This is a genomic window from Nocardiopsis sp. iso_25, assembly GCF_056173305.1.
Window position 1 is genome coordinate 3467615 of sequence record NZ_CM149667.1, and the last position, 24459, is coordinate 3492073.

16 protein-coding genes and 1 pseudogene are annotated in these 24459 nt (G+C 73.6%); 7 read left to right on the plus strand and 10 right to left on the minus strand.

All coding sequences use genetic code 11. The features are described from left to right. Positions 1-66: 66 nt before the first annotated feature. Both AC0VX6_RS15075 and treY read right to left on the minus strand, forming a co-directional pair. Complete coding sequence (locus tag AC0VX6_RS15075) at positions 67-954, minus strand: putative RNA methyltransferase (protein ID WP_274973333.1); 888 nt, start codon at positions 952-954, stop codon at positions 67-69. Positions 955-1084: 130 nt separating this feature from the next. Next, positions 1085-3469 (minus strand): malto-oligosyltrehalose synthase, encoded by a 2385-nt coding sequence (gene treY / locus AC0VX6_RS15080; RefSeq protein WP_475464781.1) that lies wholly within the window; start codon positions 3467-3469, stop codon positions 1085-1087. Between the two features lie 213 nt (positions 3470-3682). On the opposite strand from treY, the gene pstS reads away from it, so the two are divergent. Further along, positions 3683-4831 (plus strand): phosphate ABC transporter substrate-binding protein PstS, encoded by a 1149-nt coding sequence (gene pstS, locus AC0VX6_RS15085; RefSeq protein ID WP_248770635.1) that lies wholly within the window; start codon positions 3683-3685, stop codon positions 4829-4831. Positions 4832-5082: 251 nt separating this feature from the next. Here the strand turns inward: pstS and AC0VX6_RS15090 are convergent, their stop codons facing one another. From AC0VX6_RS15090 to AC0VX6_RS15110, 5 genes are all read right to left on the minus strand, one after another. After that, positions 5083-6753 (minus strand): glycosyltransferase family 2 protein, encoded by a 1671-nt coding sequence (locus AC0VX6_RS15090; protein ID WP_475464783.1) that lies wholly within the window; start codon positions 6751-6753, stop codon positions 5083-5085. A 201-nt stretch (positions 6754-6954) separates the two neighbouring features. Continuing rightward, the gene (locus AC0VX6_RS15095; RefSeq protein WP_274973336.1) at positions 6955-7128 is read right to left on the minus strand and encodes a hypothetical protein; all 174 of its coding nucleotides are present in this window, start codon (positions 7126-7128) and stop codon (positions 6955-6957) included. Between the two features lie 361 nt (positions 7129-7489). Further along, positions 7490-8491: a C40 family peptidase gene (locus tag AC0VX6_RS15100; protein WP_274973337.1), complete on the minus strand. Its 1002-nt coding sequence runs from the start codon at positions 8489-8491 to the stop codon at positions 7490-7492. Positions 8492-8973: 482 nt separating this feature from the next. Continuing rightward, positions 8974-10872, minus strand: coding sequence for a S9 family peptidase (locus AC0VX6_RS15105; RefSeq protein ID WP_475464785.1), 1899 nt, complete (start codon positions 10870-10872; stop codon positions 8974-8976). 386 nt (positions 10873-11258) lie between these two features. Further along, a complete protein-coding gene (locus tag AC0VX6_RS15110; RefSeq protein WP_274973339.1) occupies positions 11259-11765 on the minus strand; it encodes an Rv3235 family protein in 507 nt (168 codons plus the stop codon). A 154-nt stretch (positions 11766-11919) separates the two neighbouring features. Between AC0VX6_RS15110 and AC0VX6_RS15115 the strand changes: the two genes are divergently transcribed. From AC0VX6_RS15115 to AC0VX6_RS15140, 6 genes are all read left to right on the plus strand, one after another. Beyond that, positions 11920-12810, plus strand: a complete 891-nt coding sequence (locus AC0VX6_RS15115; protein ID WP_475464787.1) for a glycerophosphodiester phosphodiesterase family protein — start codon at positions 11920-11922, stop codon at positions 12808-12810. 4 nt (positions 12811-12814) lie between these two features. Beyond that, positions 12815-14224, plus strand: a complete 1410-nt coding sequence (locus AC0VX6_RS15120) for an MFS transporter (protein WP_475464788.1) — start codon at positions 12815-12817, stop codon at positions 14222-14224. A gap of 772 nt (positions 14225-14996) precedes the next feature. Further along, positions 14997-16283, plus strand: coding sequence for an HNH endonuclease signature motif containing protein (locus AC0VX6_RS15125; protein ID WP_475469365.1), 1287 nt, complete (start codon positions 14997-14999; stop codon positions 16281-16283). Positions 16284-16880: 597 nt separating this feature from the next. Next, entirely contained in the window at positions 16881-19991 is a 3111-nt protein-coding gene (locus AC0VX6_RS15130) for a DEAD/DEAH box helicase (protein ID WP_475469367.1), read from the plus strand. Further along, positions 19988-20722 (plus strand): SWIM zinc finger family protein, encoded by a 735-nt coding sequence (locus tag AC0VX6_RS15135; RefSeq protein ID WP_274973341.1) that lies wholly within the window; start codon positions 19988-19990, stop codon positions 20720-20722. The genes AC0VX6_RS15130 and AC0VX6_RS15135 overlap by 4 nt, the downstream gene beginning before the upstream one ends. A gap of 122 nt (positions 20723-20844) precedes the next feature. Continuing rightward, positions 20845-21681 carry an SAM-dependent methyltransferase gene (locus tag AC0VX6_RS15140; RefSeq protein WP_274973342.1) on the plus strand — a complete coding sequence of 279 codons (837 nt, stop codon included), beginning with the start codon at positions 20845-20847 and terminating at the stop codon, positions 21679-21681. Positions 21682-21822: 141 nt separating this feature from the next. Here the strand turns inward: AC0VX6_RS15140 and pcaDC are convergent. The 3 genes and pseudogenes from pcaDC to AC0VX6_RS15155 form a co-directional block, all read right to left on the minus strand. Further along, positions 21823-22957, minus strand: a pseudogene (pcaDC, locus tag AC0VX6_RS15145) (bifunctional 3-oxoadipate enol-lactonase/4-carboxymuconolactone decarboxylase PcaDC). Between the two features lie 83 nt (positions 22958-23040). Continuing rightward, positions 23041-23403, minus strand: a complete 363-nt coding sequence (locus AC0VX6_RS15150) for a hypothetical protein (protein WP_475464790.1) — start codon at positions 23401-23403, stop codon at positions 23041-23043. 249 nt (positions 23404-23652) lie between these two features. Further along, positions 23653-24321 (minus strand): sulfotransferase family protein, encoded by a 669-nt coding sequence (locus AC0VX6_RS15155; RefSeq protein WP_475464792.1) that lies wholly within the window; start codon positions 24319-24321, stop codon positions 23653-23655. Positions 24322-24459: the final 138 nt, after the last annotated feature.

A 24459-nucleotide genomic window follows, 5' to 3' on the forward strand; every position in this document is an offset into this window, starting at 1 on the left:
TGGTCTACCCGGATCGCGCGCCCGCCATCCGCGGCTGCCGGTGTTGCCTGGACCTGCCCGTTTCGCTCAGCGGAGCGGGCGGTAGACGTGCAGGCGCACCGACGCCGTGACGGCCACGGGTTCGGGCAGGGCGGCGATGCGGGCGCGCAGGTCCCCGGCGTCGATGTGGCGGGCGCTGGGTCCCATACCGACGACGGTCGCGGCGTCGGCGCGGTCCAGGTCCATGGTGAAGCGCAGGTCCTCGGCCCCGGCGGGGGCGAAGTGCCCGTGCAGCGAGTCGGCGAGGCGTTCGTCCTTGCGCGGGTCCACCTCCAGCAGGCCCAGCGGTCCGCGCAGTTCGGCGAGGTGGTCGGCGGCGGGCACGAGGACCAGCAGCACCCCGTCGGCGCGCAGGACGCGGTGGAACTCGGCGGCGTTGCGCGGCGCGAACACGTTGAGCAGGGCGTCCGCGGAGCCGTCGCGCAGCGGCAGGCCCCGCCAGGCGTCGGCGGTCACGGCGCCGCCGCGCTCGTGCGCCCTGGCCGCCTTGCGGGCGGCGAACTTGGAGGCGTCGGCGGTCAGCCCCACGGCGTCGGGCAGGGCCTCCAGCACCCGGGTCAGGTGGCGCCCGGTTCCGCCGCCGATGTCGGCGACCAGGGGCGCGGGCGCGGTGAGCTCGCGGGCCAGGGCGGCGGCCAGGGCGGCGGAGATCGGGTCGTGGTGTCCCGCCTCCTGGAACCGGAGGCGGTCGGCGACCATCTCCCGGCTGTCTCCGGTCCCGGGCGGCGTGGCGCCGGTGAGCAGGCTCGCGTACCCCTCCCTGGCCACGTTGAAGCTGTGCCCGGCGCCGCAGGAGAGCCCGCGCTCGCCCGGGTCCAGTCCGTTGCCGCAGGCGGGGCAGGCCAGGGCCGCCGCGACGGCCGCGGGCATGCGCAGCCTGGGGCCGGTGGTGTGTGGGGTGTCGGTACGCGCCATGATCGCGGCAAGCCTACCCGCGCTCCGAAGAGGCCGGGGCGCAGCGGCGCGACGCCCCGGTTTCCTCCGCTGCGCCTCCCCTACCGCTCCACGCCGCCGTGCGGTGAGGACCGCCTCCGGACGGCGCCCCTCACTCCCGGGCCAGGACCGCCACCGGGTACCGGTCGAGGACCCCGGCCAGGTGCGCCAGGACGAGCCCGTCGGCGCTGTCGGGCGCCACGGCCCGGCCCGTGAGCCGGTCGGTCCAGGTCCCCGGCCCCGAGGGCAGCGCCACGACCGTGTCCGCCCAGCCCCCCGCGTCGGCCAGCCCGATCGGCAGCCGGGTGGCGACCACCGCCAGGTCGGGCCGGTCGGCTCCGGCCGAGGTCCGCGCGAAGGCCAGGGCGTGGTCCCGGGCCGGGCCGGAGGCGGTGAGCGGCAGGTACCCCGTGGGGCGCAGCTCGCGGCGCGCGCGCAGGCACGCGCGGACCAGGTGGAGCTTGGCCGCGCCGGTGGCGTCCACCGGCGGGCGCCAGCCGTCCTCGATCCGGGTCAGCAGGTCCGCGCGGGCCTGGTGGTCCACAGGCCTGCGGTTGTCGGGGTCCACCAGGGACAGGTCCCACAGCTCGGTGCCCTGGTACAGGTCCGGGACGCCCGGGCCGAGCAGCTGCACGGCCTTCTGGCCCAGGGAGTTGCTCCATCCGGCCTCGCGCACCGACTCCACCACGGAGGCCACCTCCCCGCGCAGGGCCCTGTCGCCCAGCACCCGCGCGGGCCAGGAGCGGACGCGGTCCTCGAAGTCGGGGTCCGGCTCCGTCCAGGAGGTGCCCAGCCGCGCCTCGCGGGCGGCCTTGAGCAGGTAGTCGGCCAGGCGCTCCTCCCCGATGGGCCAGGCGCCGACCAGGGTCTGCCACCCCAGGAGGTTGAGCGCGGGCTCGGGCAGGGCGCACCGCCCGGCCCAGCGGCGCACGGCCTCGGCGAAGGGTTCGGCCACCTCCGACAGGGCGGCCAGGCGGGCGCGCACGTCCTCCGAGCGCTTGGTGTCGTGCGTGGACAGGGTGGTCATGGTGTGCGGCCGGGCGGCCTCGCGGCGGGCCGCGCCGTCGTGGAACTCGCGCGGCGTGACGGCGAAGTCGGCGGGGTCACCGCCCACCTCGTTGAGGGCGACGAACCTGGTGGTGCGGTAGAAGGCCGTGTTCTCGGTGCCCATGGCCACGACCATCCCGCTGGTCTGCTGGATGCGCCGCGCGGCCTCGCCCCGGGGGTCGCGGCGCACCCGCAGGTCGACGGCCTCCAGGTCGTGGGCCAGGTCGGGGCGCCGCTCCACGGCGGTCTCCACCGCCCGGGCCCAGTCGCGCTCGCCCTCGGGCAGGTAGGAGCGGTACACGTCGAAGGCGCACAGCAGCTCGGCCACGGCCTCCTCACGGCGGCGCACCGCTTCGGGCGGGGGCTCCTCCCGCCCGCGTTCGGGCCGGGGCGGCAGCAGGGCGGCGATCCGCCGCACCTCGGTGCGCAGCAGCACGGAGGCGGCGTGGCGGCGGGCCCGCAGGTCGGCCTCGGCGACGTCCACCTCCACCCCGTGGTCGAGGGCGAGGGTGGTCAGATCGGCCTCACCGGAGGGGTCGACGAACACGCCGCAGAGCTCGCGCAGGGCGTCGTACCCGGTGGTCCCGGCGACCGGCCAGGACTGGGGCAGGCTCTCGCCGGGGGCGAGGATCTTCTCCACCACGACCCAGCCGCCGAAGCGCTCGGCGAGGCGGCGCAGGTAACCGCCGGGGTCGGTGAGCCCGTCCACGTGGTCCACCCGCAGACCGTCGAGCTGGCCGAGCTCGGCCCAGCGCAGGATCTCGGCGTGGGTGGCGTCGAAGACGCCGGGTTCCTCCACCCGCACGGCGGCCAGTTCGCTGACGTCGAAGAACCGGCGGTAGGTGAGTTCGCCGTCGCCGCGCCGCCAGGACACCAGCCGGTAGTGCTGGCGCTCGTGCACCGCCTCGACGGAGTCGCCGGGCCCGTGGGTGCCGGGGGCGAGCGGGTAGCGCTTGTCGTGGTAGGCCAGGCAGCCGTCGGCGAGGACGAGGGCGGACAGGGCGGCCCGTCCGCCGTCGCCGTCGTCGCCCAGCACGGGGATGAGCACGGGTCCGGCGTCGAAGTCGATGTCGAAGCAGCGCGCGTACACCGAGTCCCGTCCGTGGGCGAGGACGTCCCACCACCAGCGGTTGGCGTCGGCGCGCACCACGGACATGTGGTTGGGGACGATGTCGGCGACCACGCCCATACCCAGCTCGTGCGCCTTGGCGGCCAGGGCCTCGCGGGCGGCGTCCCCGCCCAGTTCGGGCGAGACCCGGGTGGGGTCGACCACGTCGTAGCCGTGCTGGGAGCCCGGCGCGGCGGCCAGTACGGGGGACAGGTAGACCGCCCCGGTTCCCAGTCGGTCCAGGTAGTCGAGCAGGTCCGCGGCGTCCTCCAGGGTGAACCCGGGGCGCAGCTGGAGGCGGTAGGTTGACGTCGGAGCGGTGGACGTGTCGTGCGTGCTCATCACGCATCTACCCGTGCCCGTACCGTCCGCGTGTCATGCACGCCGGTCCGCGTGAGCGCCATGCCACACGGGGCCGCCTTGGGGGTGGTGGTCCGCCGATGGTTAAATTCTTCGGCGGTGCTCCATCACCAGCGACGACGCTCCCGTTCGGGGACGCGCGGCGGTGAACGCAGACCAGGACCACCGACACCGACGAAGGGGATAGAAGCAGTCGTGCTCCCGTCCAACAAGCGCACCAAGACCGGCGTCCTCCGCCACGGCGGGGCCTCCAGGGGGGTCTCAGCGTCGGCCGCGCTGGCCGGCCTGCTGCTGGCCGTGACCGCCTGCGGCAGCGACCAGGCCGTTCCGGACAGCGCCGCGCCGGAGGTTCCCGAGGGCCTGGAGTGCTTCTCCGGCAGCCTCTCGGGGGCCGGTTCCAGCGCCCAGGAGAACGCGATGACGACCTGGATCGCCGGTTACCAGTCCGCCTGCGACGACGCGCGCGTCTACTACAACTCGATCGGCTCGGGCGGCGGGCGCAGCCAGTTCATCGACGGCGCGGTGGCCTTCGCCGGGACCGACGCGGCGATGGACCCGGACGAGAACGCCGACGCCAGGGAGCGGTGCGGCGGCTCCGACGTGATCAACCTGCCCGCCTACGTGATCCCGATCGCGGTGGTGTTCAACCTGGAGGGCGTGGACTCGCTGAACCTGCGCCCGCAGACGCTGGCCAAGATCTTCAACCAGGAGATCACGCGGTGGAACGACCCCGAGATCGCCGAGGACAACCCGGACGCGGACCTGCCGGACATGGCGATCACCCCGGTCAACCGCTCCGACGACTCCGGCACCACGGAGAACTTCGCCAACTACCTCAGCGCCGCGGCGCCCGACGCCTGGCCGCACGAGCCGAGCGGGCAGTGGCCGCTCACCCCGCGTGAGTCGGCGCAGGGCAACAGCGGTATCGCCGACACGGTCGAGCGGGCCGAGGGGTCCATCGGCTACGTGGAGATGTCGCACGTGCACGGCATGTCCACGGTGGACATCGGCGTCGGCGGCGAGTTCGTGGAGATCTCCCCCGAGGCCGCCGCCCAGGTGGTCGCCGAGTCCCCGCAGCGCGAGGACAACCCCAGCGAGTACGACCTGGCACTGGACCTGAACTACGGCACGACCGAGGCCGGCAGCTACCCGCTGGTCCTGGTCAGCTACGAGGTCGTGTGCCTGGACTACCCCGACGACGGCCAGGCCGAGCGGGCCAAGTCCTTCCTGCGCTACGTGGTGAGCCCGGAGGGGCAGTCGGCCGCCTCCGAGGAGACCGGGTCGGCCCCGGTCAGCGACGCCCTGCGCGAGAAGCTCCTGGAGTCGATCGCCGCCGTCAGCTGAGCGGTTCCGCCCGCGCGGCGGTGACCCCGCGGGTCCGGCCGGTCCCGGGCCGCCCGAGCCGCGGGAACGGACGTCACGGGCACGTCACCGCGGCGGCGTGCCCGTCGCACGCGCGGCGTCGGGTACCTTGAGTACCGGCCGCGTCGCCCTCGGTCATCCCCGGGATGCGGGGGCGCTCGGCGGGGTCCGCCCGCTCTCCGGGTCGATGTCTTCCCCCATCTGCCCGGTCGCGGTCGGGCCCCGGGAGGCGGTCAGCCGCGCTCGCGGCGCAGCCTCCGGCGGGCCCGCGCCCATCCCGAGCGCAGCCAGCCGCCGGACCGCGCGGCGCTGGTGGGCTCCCGCCCCGTCTCGTGCTCCGGTGTGCCGCACTCCCCCGCCGGACGCTCCTCCGTCCCGGCCCCCGGGGAGGGGGCGGCCACCTCCGCCGGTTCGGGTTCGGTGCGCGGGGGCGGCGGCACCGAGCGGTACAGCGACAGGTCGGTCAGCGTCTCCTCCCCCGCGTGGATCCGGTAGCGGCCGTGCAGGGCGGCGACCACGTCGCCCAGGTCCTCGTCCTCCTCGCGTACCCGCAGGGCCCGGGCCAGCGCGCGGGTGCGCCACAGCCGCACCCCGGCGTCGCGGGTGGGCGAGGCGGCCGGGAAGAGTTCGGTGAGCCCCGCGCGGGCGCGCTCGGCGCTGGCCAGCAGGCGCGACAGGGCCACCTGGCCCAGCCCCCAGGAGACCGGGACCTGGAGCAGGAACGGTGAGGGGAACCCGGTGCGGGGCGCGGACGTGGCGAAGGAGATCCGGGGTTCGCGCAGGTAGTTGGCCTGGATCAGTCGCAGGTCCAGGTGGGGTCCGCCGATGTCGCGCCGGGCCCGGCCGTCCACCGCCCGCAGCCGCCGCGCCCCGTGTACGGCGGCGCCGCCCTCCTCGGCGCCGTCCCAGTCGGCGACCAGGGTCAGGGCCAGGTCGGTCTCGGCGCTGTCCAGGAGCCGGTCCACGCAGCCGCGGACCAGGTCGTAGGGCGCGCCGGAGACCTCGACCACGGCGTGCACGAGCGGGATGCGGCGCCGGTGGGCCGGTACCCGCTCGCGGTAGGCGTGCGGGTGCGGCATGAACTCGGCGAGGACCTCGGTGCGGAAGCGTTCGGAGGGCAGCCGGGTGCGCGCGGTGCCCGCGCGGCCCACGTGCCAGCCGGTGGCGGCGGGTTCGGGCAGCAGGACGGCGCCCGCCTGCCAGAGGCGGTAGCCGAACTCGGTGTCCTGGCCCAGGTCGAGGTCGGGGTCCACTCCCCCGGCGGCCTCGTACAGGCTGCGGCGCACGGCCGCCGCAGCGCCGACGTAGGCGTGGAAGCCCAGGTGGTCGGCGTCGCGCAGGCCGTCGCTGCCGGTGAGGACGCGCTCGACCCACGCGTGGTGGCGGCCGGTGTCCAGGGCGGTGTGCAGGGCGTCGGTGCGGGCCAGGGCCAGGACGTCGGTGGGGCTCTGGGGCCCGGTGTCGGCGAAGCGGACCCGGCCGAGCGTGACGGCCTCGGCGTGGACGTGGTGCCAGCGCGCCTGGGCCTCGACGAACTCGCGGCACACCACCATGTCGGAGTCCATCCACAGCAGGACGTCGCCGGTGCTGGAGTGGGCGCCGTAGGCGCGGGCGTATCCGGCGCCCCAGCCGCCGTCGGGGACGGTCAGGACGCGGCAGTGGGCGGGGCGCAGGTCGGGCAGGCGCAGTGCCGGGGAGGAGTGGTCGTCCACGACCACGACCTCCATCAGGTCCTCGGGGTAGGTCTGCGCGGCCAGTGAGGCCAGGGCGAGGTCGAGGCGGCGCTGCCCGCCGCGCGCCGGGATGACGACGCTGACCCGCAGGTCGGGGGTCCAGCGTCCGATGTCGGGCGGTGTCAGCGCACTCCAGTCGTTGCGGAAGACGCGGGTGAGGACGCGTTCCACCCGGCCACGGTGAGACACTCCGTCAACATGAGACCCTACGTGCTTATTCAGTGACACATAGTAACCATACCCTCGCCCGGCTCCATCGCGGAGGCCTTCGCCCATGTGTCAGGAAACGGGTCCGCGGCGAACGGACCGGGCACACGGACGGGGGCGCGCCGCACGGGTTCCGGCAGCGCGCCCCCGGCAGCGGGTGCGCGGTCAGCGGTCCTGGCCGCCCTGCGCCCTGAGCATCCGGACGCCGAGGCAGACCACGCCCACGAGCAGGGCGGCCATCAGGAGCCAGATCAGGAGACCGACCACCACGGACAGGATCCAGAAGAAGGCGATGACGACCGCGACCGCGGCCGCGACCCTGAACACGAGACGTCCCATGGGCGGAAGAATACGCGGAGCGCGCCGCCGGCCGGAACCCGCGTGTACGGCCCGCTTACGGGAAGGGCGCGCTGTTCGGCCCCCTCCGGCGCGGCCTCGTACCCACGGCGCGCCCGGTGCGTCGGCACCGGCCGTGGGTACGAGGCCGTCGCGGGCCGCAGCCCTCGCCTCACACGGGCAACGCTTCCGGTCGGTCCGCCAGGGAGTGTTCCGCGGAGGCTTTCAGATCAGCGAGCGGCCGTCCGGGCCATCTCTCGCGAGACGGTTCGCGCGGGTCAGCCCGGTTGGCTTCTCAAGCGGAACCGGCGCGGCGAGAGGCAGCCAGGTGGTCGCGAGCCGGAAATGAACCGAGGAACACGACCTAGCCGACGCGGACGGCGACGGTGAAGACGCTGTCCCAGTAGGCGGCCAGGGAGACCTCCTCCAGCGGCTTGGACGGGTTGGAGCCGTGGATCATGTTGCCGTTGCCGGAGTAGATCCCCACGTGGCTGGGCGAGGACTCGCTGTAGAAGAACAGCAGGTCCCCGGGCTGGACCTCGTCGCGCGAGATCCGGGTGCCGGCGTTGACCTGGTCGTAGGTCGTGCGGGGCAGGTTGACCCCCGCCTGGGCCCACGCGGCCTGGACCAGGCCCGAGCAGTCGTAGCCGTCGGGGCCGGTGCCGCCCCAGACGTAGGGCTTGCCGATCTGGGCGCGGGCGAAGTCCAGGACCGCCTGGACGTCGCCGGAGGCCGCGACGGCCTCGCCGCCGCCCGTGGAGGCCTCGGAGGCGGTCGGGTCCTGCCCGTCCAGGCTCTCCAGGACCTCGGACTGCTCGTCCAGGGCGGCCTCGCCCTCCTCCTTGGCCGTCTCGGCCTCGGAGAGCGCGGCGGAGGCGTCGGCCTCCGACTCGGCGGCCTGGTCGCGCAGGCCCTCGGCGCGCTCCACCTGGGCGACGTAGTCGTCCAGGACGGCGTCCTGGCCCATGGACAGGAAGTTCAGGTCGGCGATGTTCTGCAGCGACCCGTCCGGGTCGCCGCGGAACAGGACCGTGAAGAGGCTGTGCGTGGACCCGGTGTAGGCGGTCTGGGCGATCCCGGCGACCGTGCCGGACATGGCCTCCAGTTCCTCCTGGGCCTTGGCGAGCTGTTCCTCGACCTCCTCCAGTTCGGCCTCGGCGGCCGCGTGGTCCTCCTCGGCCTGGTTGTAGGCCTCGTTCAGGGTCGAGAGCTCCTCCTGGAGCTGCTCGTAGCGTTCGCGGGCCTCCTCGGCGGTGGGCTCGGCGAAGGCCACGCCCGAGGACAGGACGACGGCGCCCAGGGTGGCGCAGCCGACCGTCGCGACACGGCGCCTGCTGCGCCTTCCGGGCTCGGGGTTGCGAGTCAAGGGACCGACTGCCTTTCTCCCACACCCGCCTACCAGCGCAGGGCATCCCGAGAACGCGCCCGGATGAGGGCGCGTGGGAACGCGGTGAGGGGGATCCCGGCGGGCGGCGCTCAAGGGGGCCGAGGGAGGTGTGCCGGGGTTCTGCGGTGGCCTCTGCTCATGGGAAAGGACTGCTCGTGAGCGAGAGTGCGACGGAAACCGGACACCGTCACCCTTGTGGTGACTAACGGGGGCGTTCCGGCCTGAGGGAACACTAATTCACCAACGGGACCGGTCGCGACCCTTTCGTTACCTCCCCTTGGGCAACCCTCTGACCAGCGGTTCCATAACAAGAGGGCCGAAAAGCCCGCGTGAGCGGGCGTGACGGGGACTAGTTCTCCCCCCTGGAGACACCCCAAAACAGGGTAAAGCCCGTCGAAAAAGTGGTGTGTATCACGTGAACCACCGGAAGGGGGCGGGGACGGGCCCCGCCCCGGCACATGTCACAGGTGTCGCTGCCACCAGTCCAGGACCGCCTCGAAGCGGGCGACGCGGTGGCTGGGCAGGCCCGAGCGCGACAGCTCGTGCCCCTCAGCGGGGAAGAGCAGCATCTCCGCCTCCTGGCCGCGCAGCTTCAACGCCACGAACAGGCGCTGCGCCTGCTCCACCGGACAGCGCCAGTCCTCCTCGGAGTGGATGATCAGGAACGGGACGTCGATCCGGTCGGCGTAGGTGAGCGGACTCTCCTTGGCCCAGGTCTGCGGCGGCCCGTACAGCGGCCCGGGGAAGAACGAGCCGATGTCGGAGGAGCCGTGGAAGCTCTCGATGGCGTTGACCGCGCGCTCGCTGATCGCCGCCCGGAACCGCTCCCCGTGGTGGGCGGCGATCCAGGTGGTCATGAACCCGCCGTGGGACCCGCCCATGACGCCCACCCGCGAGGAGTCCAGCCGCTCGTCCTCCAGCGCCGCGTCCAGGAAGGCCAGCACGTCGGTGGCGGTGGTCGCGCCCACCGAGCCGATGACGGCACGGCCGTGCTCGTGCCCGTAGCCCGAGGAGCCGCGCGGGTTGCACATCACCACGGCGTACCCGGCCGCGGCGTAGACCTGCGTCTCGTCGAAGAGCTGGTGACCGTACTGGGCGAAGGGGCCGCCGTGGATCATCAGCACCACCGGGTGCGGGCCCTCGCCCTCGGGCACGGTGACCCACCCGTGCACGGGGTAGCCGTCGGCGGTGCGGGCCGTCAACTCCCTCATCGGCAGGGGGTCCAGGGCGCCGGCGAACTCCGTGAGCGCCCGCGTGCCCCCGTCACCGACCACGACCAGTTCGCCGCTGCTGCGGCCGTCGGCGACCACCGCGACGGTGACGCCGCCCGCGCTGTCGAAGGACTGGACCTGCACCGGGCCGCCGACGACCGTCTCGGGCTCGCCGCCCCCGAAGGGCACCAGGACCAGGTCCACCGCGCCCCGGTTCTCCGCCAGGCCGAGCAGGCCGCGCCCGGTGACCTTGGGGCCCCCGGCCATCCGCGGGTTCCGGGCGGGGGTCAGCCGGACGGGCGCCGCCGAGGCGTCGGCGGGCACCGACCACAGGGCGCTGGTCTGGCCCACGAAGTCGTCGAGGTCGGGGCCGAGCTCGTCACCGAGGAAGTAGACGGTGGCGCCGTCCCCGGAGAAGTCGCTGCGCGCGGCGTCCAGGTTCCCGGCGGTGACCCGGCGCGGCTCGGCGCCCTCCTCCGGCGCGCACGCCCACAGGTCCTCCACCAGGTCGGTGTCGCGGGTGGCGTGGCGCGCGGCGGCGAAGACCAGTTCGGCGCCGTCGGGTCTCCAGGTCACGGACCGGTGCTCGAAGTCGCCACGGGTCACCCGGACCGGCTCCCCCACCTCTCCCGAGGGGTCCAGGGGCGCGGAGACGAACACGTGCGTGCGCCGGTCGTTGGCGAACCCGAGATCGTCCAGCCGGTACTTGAGCTGCGTGATGCGCCGGGGCGGCTCCTTGCCCGGCTCGCGGTCCACGTAGCGGTCGGCCTCGGGGACGCGCGCGGTGTAGGCGATCCGGGTGGAGCCCGGGCTCCAGCGGGGGGCGCCCGCGCCCAGCGGGTGGGAGGTGATCTTCCAGGGCTCGCCGCCGTCGGCGGGCAGGACGTGGATCTGCGGGCGCTTGTCCTCGTCGGGGCGCAGGAAGGCGATCCACCGCCCGTCGGGGGAGAACACCGGACCGTTGTCCCTGGTGCCCCGGGTGAGCCGGGCGGGCGGCGCGGAGCCGTCGGTGGGCACGGACCACAGGGAGCCCAGGTAGGCGTCCTCCTCCAGGTCCGGCCGGGTCACGGCGAAGACCGCGCGGCGGCCGTCGGGGGACAGGGTGGGCGCGCCGATGCTGTGCAGGTGGGCGATGTCAGCAGGTTTCATACAACGGACGGCCGTCCCGGCGCGGGGAGCGCCGTGACCGCCCCCTCCTTTTCGCTCGGCGGTGGGCCCGTCGTTCGGGACCACCGCGTGCCGGGAACGGTCGGGCCGCGTCACGGGCGCCGCCGTTCGAAGACGGGGTCAGCCCTCCGGTCCGGAGAACACCCCACGGGGACCTTATCCAGGCTCCTCACCGGAAATCCAGGTGCTTTCCGTCCAGCGGAACCCGCGTCCGCGCCGGGCCCGGGCAAGCGGAGGAGGACCGCCCGCGGCACGGCGCAGCGGTCCTCGCCGTGACGCGGGCGCGGGAAGCAGCGGGAGGAGGACGGACACCGGCCGGACCGCGCGGGCCGTGGCCCGGCGTTCGTCCCCGGCCCGGCGCGGCGGTCTCACCCGGTCGGCTCGACGGGCATCCCGCCACGGCCGCGCACGGCGCCGTCGGTCTCCAGCCGGGTGCACACCCAGCGGCCGTCCCCCTGACGCTGGGCGCGGAAGGCGAACACGCGGGATCGGCGGTCGCAGCGGATCACGGCGTTGGCCTCCACACCGTCGGCGTCCACGGGCTGGTGGTAGACCTGCGTCAGCCGCGGCGCCAGCTCGCAGGAGACCGTGCCCCGCAGGCGGCGCAACTCCTCGCGGACCGGGACGGTCACCTGGTCGCGCAGCGCCTCGGGGGTGCGGCGGCCGACCAGGACCTCGGCCACGCGCTGGGCCAGCAGGTGGACGGGGCCGGGGGTGCGGTGGCCAGCCAGGAGCGGGGTCGCGCACCGGCGCACGGGAGCGTGGCGCGGCGGCAGGGGCGTGCGCGCGGGGGTGCGGACCGGCCGGTGGTACTCGGGGGCGCCGTGGGCGCACAGGGGCCGGGGGCAGGGGTGGCGGTGAGGGGTGTACGACATGAACAGGTCCCTTCCGGGAGGATGACGTTCCGCCTTCACCCTGCACAGAGGCGGCACCGCCGTCCCCGTGCCAGCTGGCATTCCAGGTTTCGGGAATGTTCCGCCGCCCCCGGGCCCAGGGCGCGCAGCCCCCCGAAACCGGCATACTGCATGCGTGACTTCCGCCTACCTCGCCTCCCCCGTACCCGTGGCCCTCGCCCACCGCGGCGGGTGGCTCCTCGACGACCAGGGCGTGCGCCGCACCGAACTGGAGAACACGGCCGCGGCCTTCCAGTACGCCGTCGACCTCGGCTACACGTACCTCGAGACGGACGTGCACGCCACCCGCGACGGCGTCCTCATGGCCTTCCACGACCCCACCCTGGACCGCGCCACCGACATGAGCGGCGCGATCGGCGACCTGCCGCACCGCGAGGTGGCCCGCGCCCGGGTGGCCGGACACGAGCCGGTTCCGGTGCTGGAGGACCTGCTGGGGACCTGGCCGGAGGCACGGTTCAACATCGACGTCAAGGCCGACGCCGCCGTCGTACCGCTGTGTGAGGCGCTGCGCCGCACCAACGCCTGGGACCGGGTGTGCGTGGGCTCCTTCGACCAGCGCCGCCTGGACCGGGCCCGGCGGCTGTTCGACCGGCCCGTGGCCACCTCCTGCGGCCCCCTGGACGTGGTCCGGCTGCGGGCGGCCTCCCTGTCACCGCTGCTGCGCTCCCTGGCCGGCCGGGTCCCCGTCTGCGCGCAGATCCCCCTGCGCCACGGCGCCTTCCCCCTGCTCAGCCGGGACCTGATCACCACCGCTCACCGCCTGGGCATGCAGGTGCACGTGTGGACCATCAACGAGCCCGGGACGATGGAGCGCCTGCTCGACGCGGGGGTGGACGGCATCGTCACCGACAACACGAGCGCCCTCCGGGAACTCCTCGTGCGGCGGGGCCAGTGGCCCGGCGACACCCCCTCCGCCTTCACCGACGACCCCGTCGGCGGCTCCAGCGGCGGCTCCAGCGACTCCCCCATCGATCCCCCCACCGACTCCCCCCAGCGGAACGGATAGCCCCATGGCCAGCACACCACCGGAGACGGACGCCACCGGCGCCCCCTCGGCCGACCCCGCGCAGCGCAGGCGCGAACAGCGCGGCTGGTACCTCTACGACTGGGCCAACTCTGTGTTCACCACCTCGGTGGTGACCGTGCTCATCGGCCCGTACCTGAGCAACCTGGCGTGCGTGTCGGCCGGAGCCCCGGACGCCGCGTCCTGTCTGGACCCCGCACTGTCGGTCAGCCCGCTGGGCCTGGACTTCCTCTCGCTGCACCCCAACGCGCTCTACCCGGCGCTGACCACGGTGGCGATCCTGCTCCAGATCCTGTGCCTGCCGATCGTGGGATCGATGGTCGACCACTCGCGGCACAAGAAGCGGTGGCTGCTCTGGCTCGCCGTCAGCGGGTCGGCGTGCACGCTGGGGCTGTACTTCGCCACCGACGGCTACCTGGTGGCCTCGATGCTGTTCGTGCTGGCCAACCTGCTGTACGGGCTTGCGGGCGTGGTCTACAACGCGTTCCTGCCCGAGGTGGCCACGGCCGAGGAACGCGACCGGGTGTCGGTCACCGGCTGGGGCATCGGCTACCTGGGCGGGGCGCTGCTGCTGGCCGTCCACCTGGGTTTGGTGGTCGGCGCCCCGTCACTGGGTCTGGGCACGGACGACGCCGCGCGCATCGCCTTCGCCTCCTGCGGCCTGTGGTGGGCGGGGTTCACCGTCCTGGCGCTGCGGCCGCTGCGCGACCGCTACGGCGCCCTGGCGGCACGCGCCCAGGGCCGCCCGAAGGTGGGACGGTCGCTGCGCCAGTTCGGGCACACGCTCAAGGACATGCGCAAGTACCCGAACACGATTCTCTTCCTCCTGGCGTTCATCCTGTTCAACGATGGTGTGCAGGCGGCCATCCGCTACGCGGCCCCCTTCGCCACCCAGGATCTGGGGCTGGACCAGAACGTCCTCATCGTCACCATCCTCATCATCCAGTTCGTGGCCTTCGGGGGCGCCTTCCTGACCGGCCGGGTCGCCCGGGTGCTGGGCAGCAAGAACACCGTGCTGGCCACGCTCGCGGTGTGGAGCTCGCTCGTGGCGGCGGCATACTTCCTCCCGGTCGGGAACGTGCCGCTGTTCGTGGCCATGGGCGTGGGAATCGGCCTGGTGCTGGGCGGCACCCAGTCGCTGGCCCGGTCTCTGTACTCGCAGCTCATCCCCCGTGGGCGCGAGGCGGAATACTTCAGCCTGTACCAGATCTCGGACAAGGGATCGAGCTTCCTGGGATCGCTGACCGTAACCGTGGCCGTCTCGCTCACCGGCGGCTACCGGATGGCGATCCTGTCGCTGATCGTGTTCTTCGTCATCGGCGGTCTGCTGCTGTGGCGCACGCGCATGCGCGAGGGAATCCTGGCGGTGGGCAACGAGGTGCCGCGCAACCTGTAGATCGTTGGGCCGCTGGAGTGCGGGGCCGTAGGGCGGCTGGGCTGCGGGACTGCGGGGCCGTAGGGCGGCTGGGCTGCGGGGCCGGAGGGTCGCTGACGGGCGGACGTGTTCCGAGTCGGTGGTCATAGGTGCTGAGGGGTCGTGGATGTTGTTTCCTGCGGGCGGCTACGTTTTCCACAGGTGGGGATTGGGGCTGGTCGTGGGTGGTGCGGTGATGATTTCCTGGAAATAGGGGGGATCCCACCCAGGGGGCGTTTTGGCATGCCCTGAAACGCTCTTCGTTCAATAACGGTAATGGATCAAGGGGCAGGGAGGGGCCGCCATCAGGTCTCTCCCCTACGCTATTCCTGCTGGGGGTTTCTGGCGGCAACGAAAGCGCGCCAGCTGCCGCGAAAGGGTACGGGCAGCGGGAAACGGCGGGCGCCGGGTGGGAGCGTGGGCGACCGACGAAAAGCGGCACCAAAGGCGGGAGCGGCTACAGGCGGGCGACCAACGCCCGGGGTGTGGGGGTGGTCGGGCTCTGCTGCGTCAGCACCAACGGCCAGCAGGCCCTCCGGTCTCGGGCAACGATCCTGGCTCCTGCGGTCGGGGTGGGTGACGATCGCGCCAACGACAAGCGGGCATTTTAGAGGCACCTTTTTCGGACACCTTTTGGGCCGCCCCCATTGCAGACTATGAGGCAAAAGCATCCTCCAGAAAGAAAGTCGGCAATTGATGCCGAGAATAGTGGAGAAAGGGCGATCGGCGGCCTATAATAAGAAGTATGGAGATGATGACCGCAGCGCCCGAGACGGCCCCCGGGGAATGTTCCCCGGCCGTGGCCGCGCTGGCCGGTGCGCGCGAGATCATCGACCAGACGTTGAACACCGACGTGCCGCCCGGAGCGGACGAGAGCGCCGCTGAGGAGATCGCGGCGCTGTGGGCCCAACTGGACCAGATCCGCTACCAGGCGTTGGCGCGGATGGCGCGCCTGTACGCGCGGGGTGCGGTGGCCCGCTACAGCGGCTACTCCACCTTGGACAAGTGGTTGGTGCACCACGGCAAACTGCCCACCTCCCAGGCCAAGGACTTGGCGCGGCTGGCCCAGCACGTGCACGAGGAGACCCTGCCCGCCACAGTGGAAGCGGTGGAGACGGGCGCGGTGGGGTTGGGTGAGGCGGTGGTGATCGCCAAAGTCACCGACAAAGCCGTCCAGACCCGCGACACCGAGCATTTCCCCGATCAGGCGCAGTACCGGCAGGGCTTCGAAGCGGCTCTGGTGGCGGCCAAGCAGGAGCGGCCTGCGTTGTCGGTCAACCAACTTCAGTCAGTGGCCCGCCAGGTCGCGCATCGTTTGGACCCCCACCGCCTGGACCGCGACCACGAGGCCGCTCACGCCTCGCGTGGCCTGGTCGTGCATGACACGTTCCAGGGCAGCTACCAGCTCCAGGCGTGGGGCGGCAGTGGGGATGCGTTGATCGTGCGCGCGGCCATCGACACCTTCACCACCCCACCCTCGGACGAGGACACCCGGTCGCGGTCGCAGCGGGAGCATGACGCGCTCATCGCGGCGCTGCGCTTTGCCACCACCCACACCGGATGCGCCAACGCCCCCGCTCCACTGGCGCAGATCCGCATCGTCGTGCCGGTGCAGACCTACCTGGACACCCAGGGCCAGGAAGTTCCGGCGCTGGACGAGCGCGGACGGGTGGTACCGGTCGGTCTGGTGCACGAGTTGGCCGCCGACTCTGAGGTGGTGCGGATGCTCACCGCCCCGCCCACCGGGCAGGTCCTGGATGTGGGCCACAGCCGCCGCCTGGCCTCAGCCCGCCAGCGCACCGCCGCCTTCCACGGGCACACCACCTGCGCCCACCCGCAAGGGTGCGAAGTTCCGGTGGCCCTCTGCCAGGCCGATCATGTGCAGTCGTTCTCTCGGGGCGGGCGCACGGTGGTGGCGAACCTGCAACCGCTGTGCGGGCCGCATAACCGGGCCAAGTACCAACGCGAACTGCGCACACACCAGCGGCGAGGACAGGATCATCCGCCCGACAGAATTCTGGTTCCACCGCCCCGGGAATGACCCCGGCCGGGCCGGGCCCCGGCATGCTCACACCCGCCAAGCGGCCCGGGCCCTGCCGCCAGCCGTCGTCGCTGCCACCGTCGCCCACCCCCGCCACAGGGGCCGGTCACGCTGCCCCAGGCCCGCCACTCCCGCCGCCTTTGGTGCCAACGCAGCAAAGCCCCACCACCCCCGAACGCCAAGCGTTCGTCGCCCTCCCGCACCACTTCGCGGCAGCAGGCGCCGCCACCTCCGGCCACCACCCGCGACCAGGGCGTTGAGCGGAGCCCCCAACCGCCCGCCGCCTTTGGTGCCGACGCAGCAGAGCCCCACCACCCCCGAACGCCAACCGTTGATTGCCCTCCCGCACCACTTCGCGGCAGCAAGCGCCGCAGGAGCGAGCGACCATCCCCGAACCCCGACCGTTGACCGCCTTCCCACAGCAGAGCCCACAGCAACGCCCATGACAGCGCCGTGGCCGCGCCCATGGCAGCTCCACGGGTTCCCAGACAAGGACCCGGCGCCGGGCGAGATGTGTTCCTCCCCAGCTCGCGTCACGGTCTGTCGCCCTCCCCGGCCATACTGGGGCCGATGATCGGCGAGGACGTGGGAGGTGCGGTGCGGGTTCTGCACGGCGTGTGGACCGGGGACGCGCTGGCGGTGTGGGCCGAGTCCGCTCCCTCCACCCCGCCTCCGGAAGAGACCGCCGCCTCCGCCCCGCCCCCGGCAGAGCGCGCCCACGGCCGGGCGCGCCCGCACCCGTTCGCCTTGGAGGCCCACGAACTGCGCGCGCTCCTGGCGGACGCGGGGATCAGGGCGGACACGGGAACCGAAGCAGGCGCGGTCACGCACGGAACCCTGGACCTGTCCCTGCCCGGGGACACCTCCGCCCCCTTCTCCTCCACCGTCGCACCCGGCACCGCACCGGCCGCCTTCCACCCCTGGCGGGTGCCCGCCCTGCGCCTGGACGCCGCCTCCGCCGAAGCCCTCCTGGCCGCACCCGCACGCGACGTCCCCGACACCGCTTCCGGACCCTCGCTGGCCCACCTGCGCGCGGTCCGCGACTTCGCCGAACTCCTGGTCACCTCCGGGTGCGTGCTGCCCGACCTGGTGGGCGACCCCGCCCGGGCCCGCTGGCGGCCCGCACCGCTGGACTGGGCGGAGGAGCACCTGTCCGCGCTCACCGGCGCCCTGCCGCCCTCCGCCCGCGCCCACCTCCCCGGGGAGCCGCCCGACGCTGTCGCCCGGGCCTGCGTGCTCGCACCCCTGGAACTGCTCACCGACGCGGCGGCACGCCGCCTGGCACATCCCCGCCGCGCGCACCGGGCCCGGACCAGCCCGGTAGGCCAGGGCAGGAGCAGCCCGGTAGACCAGGACCGGACCAACCCGGAACAGACCTCCGACGACGGGGCGGCCCCCGGCCAGCGGCTGGCCGCCGCGCTCACCGGCGACCCGGGCGGGATCGACACCGAGACCGCCGCCCGGCTGCGCGGGCCCCTGCGCGAGTGGCGCTCGCGGGTGCGCGGCGCGGGGCGGGCGGCGCTGCTGTTCCTGCTGCGCGAACCCGACCGCGCGGGGCCGTGGGCGCTGGAGTTCTGGGTGCGCTCGGTCAGCGACCCCGGCCTTCGCCTGCCCCTGGAACAGGTGTGGCAGGGCGAGGGCGCCGCCTGGCTGCCCGCCGACGTGGGCGCCACCGCCCTGGCCGACCTGCGCCGGGCCGCGCGACACCACCCGCCGCTGCGCCGCGCGCTGCGCGACCTGGCCCCGGCCCGGCTGCTGATGGGCACCGAGGACGCCGAGCGGTTCGCCGCCGAGGGGGCCGCCCGGCTGAGCGGTGCCGGGTTCGGGGTGGTCCTGCCCGAGTGGCGCGGCAGGCCCGCGCTGGGCCTGCGGGTGGCGGTCGAGGAGGCGCCCCGCAAACGCAGGGGCGGCGGGGTGGGCCCCTCCGAGCTGGTCAACGTGTCCTTCGAGGCCCTGCTCCAGGGGCGCGACGGCGAGGGGTCCGTACCGCTCGGCGAGGACGAGCTGGCCGAACTCGCCGAGCTGGCCCGCCTCAAGCGTTCGCTGGTGCGCGTGCGCGGCCGGTGGCTGGAGGTGGACCCCGAACGGATCAGCGCCACCCTGGACCTGGTCAAACGGCGCGGCGGCCACTGGATGCGCACCGACGAGGCGCTGCGCACGGCCATCGGGGTGGAGGGCACCACCCCCCTGCCGGTGACCGACGCGGTCGCCTCCGGTCCGCTGGGCGCGCTGCTGGACGGGGGCGCCAAGGCCGAGCCGCGCCCGATGGGCACGCCGTCCGGCTTCCGGGGCTCGCTGCGCCCCTACCAGGACCGGGGCGCGTCGTGGCTGCGCTTCCTGGGCGAACTTGGGCTGGGCGCGGTCCTGGCCGACGACATGGGCCTGGGCAAGACCGTGCAGCTGCTGGCCCTGCTCACCGACGAGCGGCTGCGCGAACCCGCGCCGGGGCCGACCCTGCTGGTGTGCCCGGTCTCGCTCGTGGGCAACTGGCGCCGCGAGGCCGAGCGGTTCGCGCCCTCGCTGCGGGTGCACGTCCAGCACGGCCCGGACCGGCCCTCGGGCAACGCCCTGGCCCGTCTGGTGGGCTCGTGCGACCTGGTCGTCACCACCTACGGCGTGGTCACCCGTGACAGCGAGGAGCTGGCGGGCATGCCCTGGCACCGGGTGGTGTGCGACGAGGCGCAGGCGCTCAAGAACCACGGCACCCGGCAGGCCCGGGCGGTGCGGTCGCTGCCCGCGGCCACGCGGATCGCGCTCACCGGCACCCCGGTGGAGAACAACCTGGGCGAGCTGTGGTCGGTGATGGAGTTCGCCAACCCAGGGCTGCTGGGCACGGCGGCGGCCTTCGAGCGGGCGGTCGAGGGCGAGGAGGGACCCGACACCGGGCTGGTGCGCCGAATGACCGGTCCGTTCGTGCTGCGCCGCCTCAAGACCGACCGGTCGATCATCTCCGACCTGCCCGAGAAGCTGGAGATGCGCACCTGGTGCACGCTCACCCCGGAGCAGGCCTCGCTGTACAAGGCGGTGGTGGACGAGATGGGCGAGCGGCTGGCCGAGGCGACCGAGAAGGAGCGCAAGGGGCTGGTGCTGGCGACGATGTCGCGGCTCAAGCAGATCTGCAACCACCCGGCGCAGTTCCTGGGGGACGGCTCGGCGCTGTCGGGGCGCTCGGGCAAGCTGGAGCGGGTGGAGGCGATCCTGGCCTCGGCCGCGGCCGAGGGCGACAAGGCCCTGTGCTTCACCCAGTACGCGCGATTCGGCGAGCGCCTGGCCCCCTACCTGCGTTCGCGTCTGGGGGTGCCGGTGCTGTGGCTGCACGGGGGCACGCCGCGGGCGGAGAGGGAGGAGATGACGCAGCGCTTCCAGGAGATGGAGGGCCCCGCGGTGTTCCTGCTCTCGCTCAAGGCCGCCGGGACGGGGCTGAACCTGACCGCGGCCAACCACGTGGTGCACGTGGACCGCTGGTGGAACCCGGCGGTGGAGAACCAGGCCACCGACCGGGCGTTCCGGATCGGCCAGCGGCGGGACGTGCAGGTGCGCAAGATGGTGTGCGTGGGCACGGTCGAGGAGCGGGTGGACGAGATGATCGAGCGCAAGAGCTCGCTGGCTGACGGCGCCGTGGCCACCGGTGAGGCGTGGCTGACCGGGTTGTCGGTGCGGGACCTGCGCGAGGTCGTGCGGCTTTCCCCGGAGGCGGTGGCCGAGTGAGCGCGTGGTCGCCGCTGTTCGCGCGGGCCCTGGGGGAGCCGGGCCCGGCCGCCGCGAGCGCGCGGGTGGAGCGGCTGTCGGTGCGTCCGGGCGAGGTCACGGGGCGGGTGCGCGGCCCGGGCGCGCACGAGGTGAGCCTGATCCGCACGGTGCCGCCGGAGGCCGAGTGGGAGCGCCTGTGCGCCGCGCTGGCCTCCCAGCCGGTGTTCCGCGCCCGGGTCCTGGCCGGTGAGCTGCCGGTGGCGGCGGCCCGGGTGTTCTCGCTGCTGGGGTGGGATCTGGTGCCGAGCGGGTGGGACGCGCTGGTAGCGACCTGCTCCTGTGACCGGTGGGACGCCAGGTGCGCGCACCTGGTGGCGGCGGTGGCGGAGCTGGGCGCCGAGGCCGACCGCGACCCGTTCGTGCTGACCCGGTGGCTGGGCAGGGAGCGGCGCGCGCTCGTGGCGCAGGTCAAAGCGTTTTCCACGGCCACCGCAAAAGGATTTTCGGGCGAAGAGCCGACAATCGGGGAAAATGACGGAGAAGCGGCATTGGATACCGCCGCCGAACCGACTCCCCCGGCGGGCGCGGCGGATCCCGGCTCGGCCGCCGCGTTCTGGTCCGCACCTCCGCTCCCCGACCGGCCGAGCCCTCCGGAGGGCTCCGGTGAGCGTGTCAGGGCCGCGGCTCCCGGGCTCGTGGCCGATGATCTGCCCGGTTTCGGACAACCGCGAGCAGGAACCGGAACGTGAGCGTATAGGACACCGAATACGCACTTCGAACTTTGTTGTGGAAAACTCCACAAGGCCGTGCGATCACGGTTACCATTCGGCCAGAGAACTCTCCTCGTCACTTCATCGGATGGGTATCCTTCATGGCCGATCACTTCCCCCCCAACATCGACATGGAAACCCCCAGCATCGCACGTATGTACGACTACCTCCTGGGGGGAAAGGACAACTTCGAGGCCGACCGCAAGGCCTGCGAGGCGATCGCGGACGGCGTCCCCGAACTGGTCGCCTTCGCCAACGACAACCGCGCCTACCTCTCGCGCGCAGTGGAGTACGTGGCGGCCCGGGGGGTGGAGCAGTTCCTCGACCTGGGGGCAGGACTGCCCACCGCCAACAACACGCACCACGCGGCCCAGCAGGCCAACCCGCGGGCCCGGGTGGTCTACGTCGACCACGACCCCATCGTGCTCGCGCACGGCCGGGCGCTGATCAGCGACAGCGGGCAGACCTCGTTCCTGCTGGCCGACATCCGCGAGACCGACGAGATCCTGAACTCCCCGGAGACCACCAGGCTCATCGACACCGACCTGCCCGTGTGCGTGATGCTGGTCTCGCTGCTGCACTGCATCCCCGACGGCAGCGACCCCTTCGGTATGGTGCGCGCCCTCATGGACCGCCTGGCCCCGGGGTCGTGCCTGATCTTCTCCCACATCGTCTCCGACGATCCGGCCTCCGCCGCGTGGATGACCGACAAGATCCTGTCCTTCGGCACCCCTTGGGGGCGGGTGCGCAGCCCCGAGGAGGCCTCGGCGGTCTTCGACGGTCTGGAGCTGGCCAGCCCCTGGCTCGACGGGCGCGACGGGGGCCCGCGCGCCGTGGACTGCGCCACCTGGCGCCACCCGGACACCGACCCCGTCTCCCGCCCCGCCGACCCCAGGGTCAAGCTGTGGGAACTGGCGGGCGTGGCCTTCAAGCGCTGACCCGGCGGTCGGGCGCGACCAGGCCCGTGCCCGACCGGGTGCGTCCGGGTGGAGGACCCCGGTGGGCGTCGGGCCGCGGACCCCGGGCCGGATGCGCGGGGGCGCTGGTCAGCGCACGACCCTGACCAGCGCCCCTCACCACTACCCGTCCTGTTCGGCGAAGACCTCCCGGGCGATGCCGAAGGCCCGGTTCGCGGCGGGCAACCCGTAGTAGACGGCGGCCTGGAGGAACACCTCGCCGATCTCTCGGGCTCCAGCCCGTTGCGCAGGGCGGCACGCACGTGCATGGCCGGCTCGTCCCCGTGCCCGTGCGCGACCAGGGCGGTGGGCACCGTGCAGCTGCGGGTGCGGTGGTCCAGGCCCGGGCGGGTCCAGATCTCCTCCGGGCGTAGCGGGTGATGAGGTCCTGGAACGGTTCGGTGAAGCCGGTCGTGCGCGCCCGGGCCCGGTCCGCTTACTCCTCGCCCGGCACGGCGCGGCGCGGCCTGGTCCCCGCACCGTGGCGGTCGGCGGGCGCGAAGTGCTGGGTGAGCAGGGTGTTGACCTCGGCGCTGCGCTGCCAGGACAGCAGGTGCGCGGCCTCCTCCAGGACCACCAGGCGGGCGCCGGGGACGCGTTCGGCGATCAGCTCGGCGTTCCCGGCGGGCGGCGTGGAGGGGTCGTCGGCCCCGGCGACGACCAGCGTGGGCGCGCTGATCCGGTGCAGGTCCTCGCGCACGTCGTGGGTCCCGATGGCCTCGCAGCAGCCCGCGTACCCCTCCGGCGCGGTGGCGGCGACCTGGTCCCGAAGCACGGCGACCTCGGCCGGGCGGTCCTCGGCGAAGGCCGGGGTGAACCAGCGCTCCACCACCGAGTCCGCCACGGCCCCGGTGCCCTCGGCGCGCACCAGCGCGGCGCGGTCCCGCCAGTTGCGGGCCGGGCCCATGTGGGGGGAGGTGGCCAGCAGGGCCAGGCGGTCGACGCGTTCGGGGTGGTGGACGGCCAGCCACTGGCCGACCATGCCGCCGATGGACAGCCCCGCGTAGTGGGTGCGTTCGAGGCCCAGCCGGTCCATCAGCGCGATGACGTCGCCGCCCAGGTCGGCCATGCTGTAGGGCCCCTGGGGGACGGGCGAGCCGCCGTGTCCGCGGTGGTCGAAGCGGATCACCCGGAAGGCGGTCGAGAGGGCCTCGACCTGCGGGTCCCACATCCGCGTGGTGGTGCCCAGGGAGCCGCCGAGCAGCAGGGGCGGCGCGTCGGCCGGCCCGCTCTCGGTGTGGTGCAGGTCAACGCTCATCGAATCCTCGTGTTCCTTCGTCTTCGTCGGTGGTTCCCGCGCGGCCGGTGTCCGCCGTGGGACCGTCGCCTCCCCCGCGGTCGTCACCCGCCGCGCGATCGATCCGCGCGGCCGGTGCCGTCCTCGGGGCCGGTGTCGGCCGCCTCGACGGTCCTACCCGGTCCGGCGCCGGTGACCCGGTCGGTGGGCACCGGGGCCGAGCCCGGGTACCCGGCCGGGTCGAGCAGCGCACGGATCCGCTCGCCGCCGCGGACCCCGTCGAGGCGTCGGGTGGGGGCCCTGCCAGTTCCCGGCCGGAGTCCACGGCATCCCGGCAGGCGGTGGGCCTCCGCTCGGCCGAGTTCGCGGGCCAGGTCGGTGTTGACGCGCTCGGGCAGGGCCAAGCCGCCGGTGGCGTCGAGGATGGCGCGCATGCGGGCGGCGTCCTCGTCCAGGGACACGACCATGGAGCGCTCCCGCCCGGAAAGCGAATGGATGTTCTCAGAGCGAACATCTTGGCTGCGACGGTGACGCCGCTCCCGAACGCGGTCAAGGCACGCGTGAGGACCGCACGGTGCGTGCGGTGGAGGGGTTCCGCGAGAGGTCGGCCGCCCGCCGACACGCCACGAGGGCCCTGGGCCAGGACTGGGTGGAGCGGGAACGGAGACAGGCGGCGCGGAGCCCGGCCAGAGGGGGCCGGTCAGAGGGGAGTCCGGTCAGTTCACCGGTTCGCCGCGTCGCCAGCTCTCGTGCTTCGCGCGCATCTCCTCGGTGTCGTTGAGGCGGGGGAAGGGCTCGTCGGGAACGTCGGCGCCCAGGAAGGCGCACAGGCGCTCCCACCCCTCCCCCGCCCGGTACACCAGCAGCCGGTCGGCCGGGACCTCCGCGACCACGCGGGCCGTGTGCCGCTCGAAGGCCTCCACCGCGGTCGCCTCGTCGGGGATCTCGCCGGGCGGCACACCGAAGTGCGCGAGCCACATGCGCTGAAGAAGGGGGTGGATCTTGTCCATCTGGGGCGGCACCCCCGCCGCACGGGGATCGCTTGCGGCCTCCCGCACCATCTCGAAGATGGTCGCGCGCATGCTCTCGTACCACCGGTGCGGGTCGCGGACGGTGAGCAGGACCCTCGCGTCCGGAAAGGCGTCGACGAGCTCGCGCCAGAAGAACGACAGCGGCCAGTCCACGCCCGAGCGCCAGCCCTCCAGCAGGCGGGTCCAGTCCACCTCCCCGGCCGGCGTCTCCGTGATCTCGGCCCAGCGGCCCGCGAGTCCGGCGGAGGCCATCACCTCGGACATGTGGTGGCAGGGGCCGAAGCCGAGCCGTTCCAGCGCCGCCTTCACCGACGTCGTTCCGGTGCGCGGGAAGCCCGCTCCGATCACGTCCACCTTTGTCCCCCTCGGTCGTCCCAGGGCTTGGCGCCCGGAGCAGGGCCGCCCCTGATCACTCTCCGTTTTAGCACGAACACACTGGGCATGAGGGGCTGTCTCCGATATCCGGACGGCGGCGGCCCGGCGATGCCCCGT

Coding starts and splice junctions, on each gene's coding strand:
- AC0VX6_RS15105 (WP_475464785.1), bottom strand. CDS start 10,872: ATGAAACCTGCTGACATCGCCCACCTGCACAGCATCGGCGCGCCCACC.
- AC0VX6_RS15095 (WP_274973336.1), bottom strand. CDS start 7,128: ATGGGACGTCTCGTGTTCAGGGTCGCGGCCGCGGTCGCGGTCGTCATC.
- AC0VX6_RS15140 (WP_274973342.1), top strand. CDS start 20,845: ATGGCCGATCACTTCCCCCCCAACATCGACATGGAAACCCCCAGCATC.
- AC0VX6_RS15125 (WP_475469365.1), top strand. CDS start 14,997: ATGACCGCAGCGCCCGAGACGGCCCCCGGGGAATGTTCCCCGGCCGTG.
- AC0VX6_RS15120 (WP_475464788.1), top strand. CDS start 12,815: ATGGCCAGCACACCACCGGAGACGGACGCCACCGGCGCCCCCTCGGCC.
- AC0VX6_RS15110 (WP_274973339.1), bottom strand. CDS start 11,765: ATGTCGTACACCCCTCACCGCCACCCCTGCCCCCGGCCCCTGTGCGCC.
- AC0VX6_RS15150 (WP_475464790.1), bottom strand. CDS start 23,403: ATGGTCGTGTCCCTGGACGAGGACGCCGCCCGCATGCGCGCCATCCTC.
- AC0VX6_RS15075 (WP_274973333.1), bottom strand. CDS start 954: ATGGCGCGTACCGACACCCCACACACCACCGGCCCCAGGCTGCGCATG.
- treY (WP_475464781.1), bottom strand. CDS start 3,469: ATGAGCACGCACGACACGTCCACCGCTCCGACGTCAACCTACCGCCTC.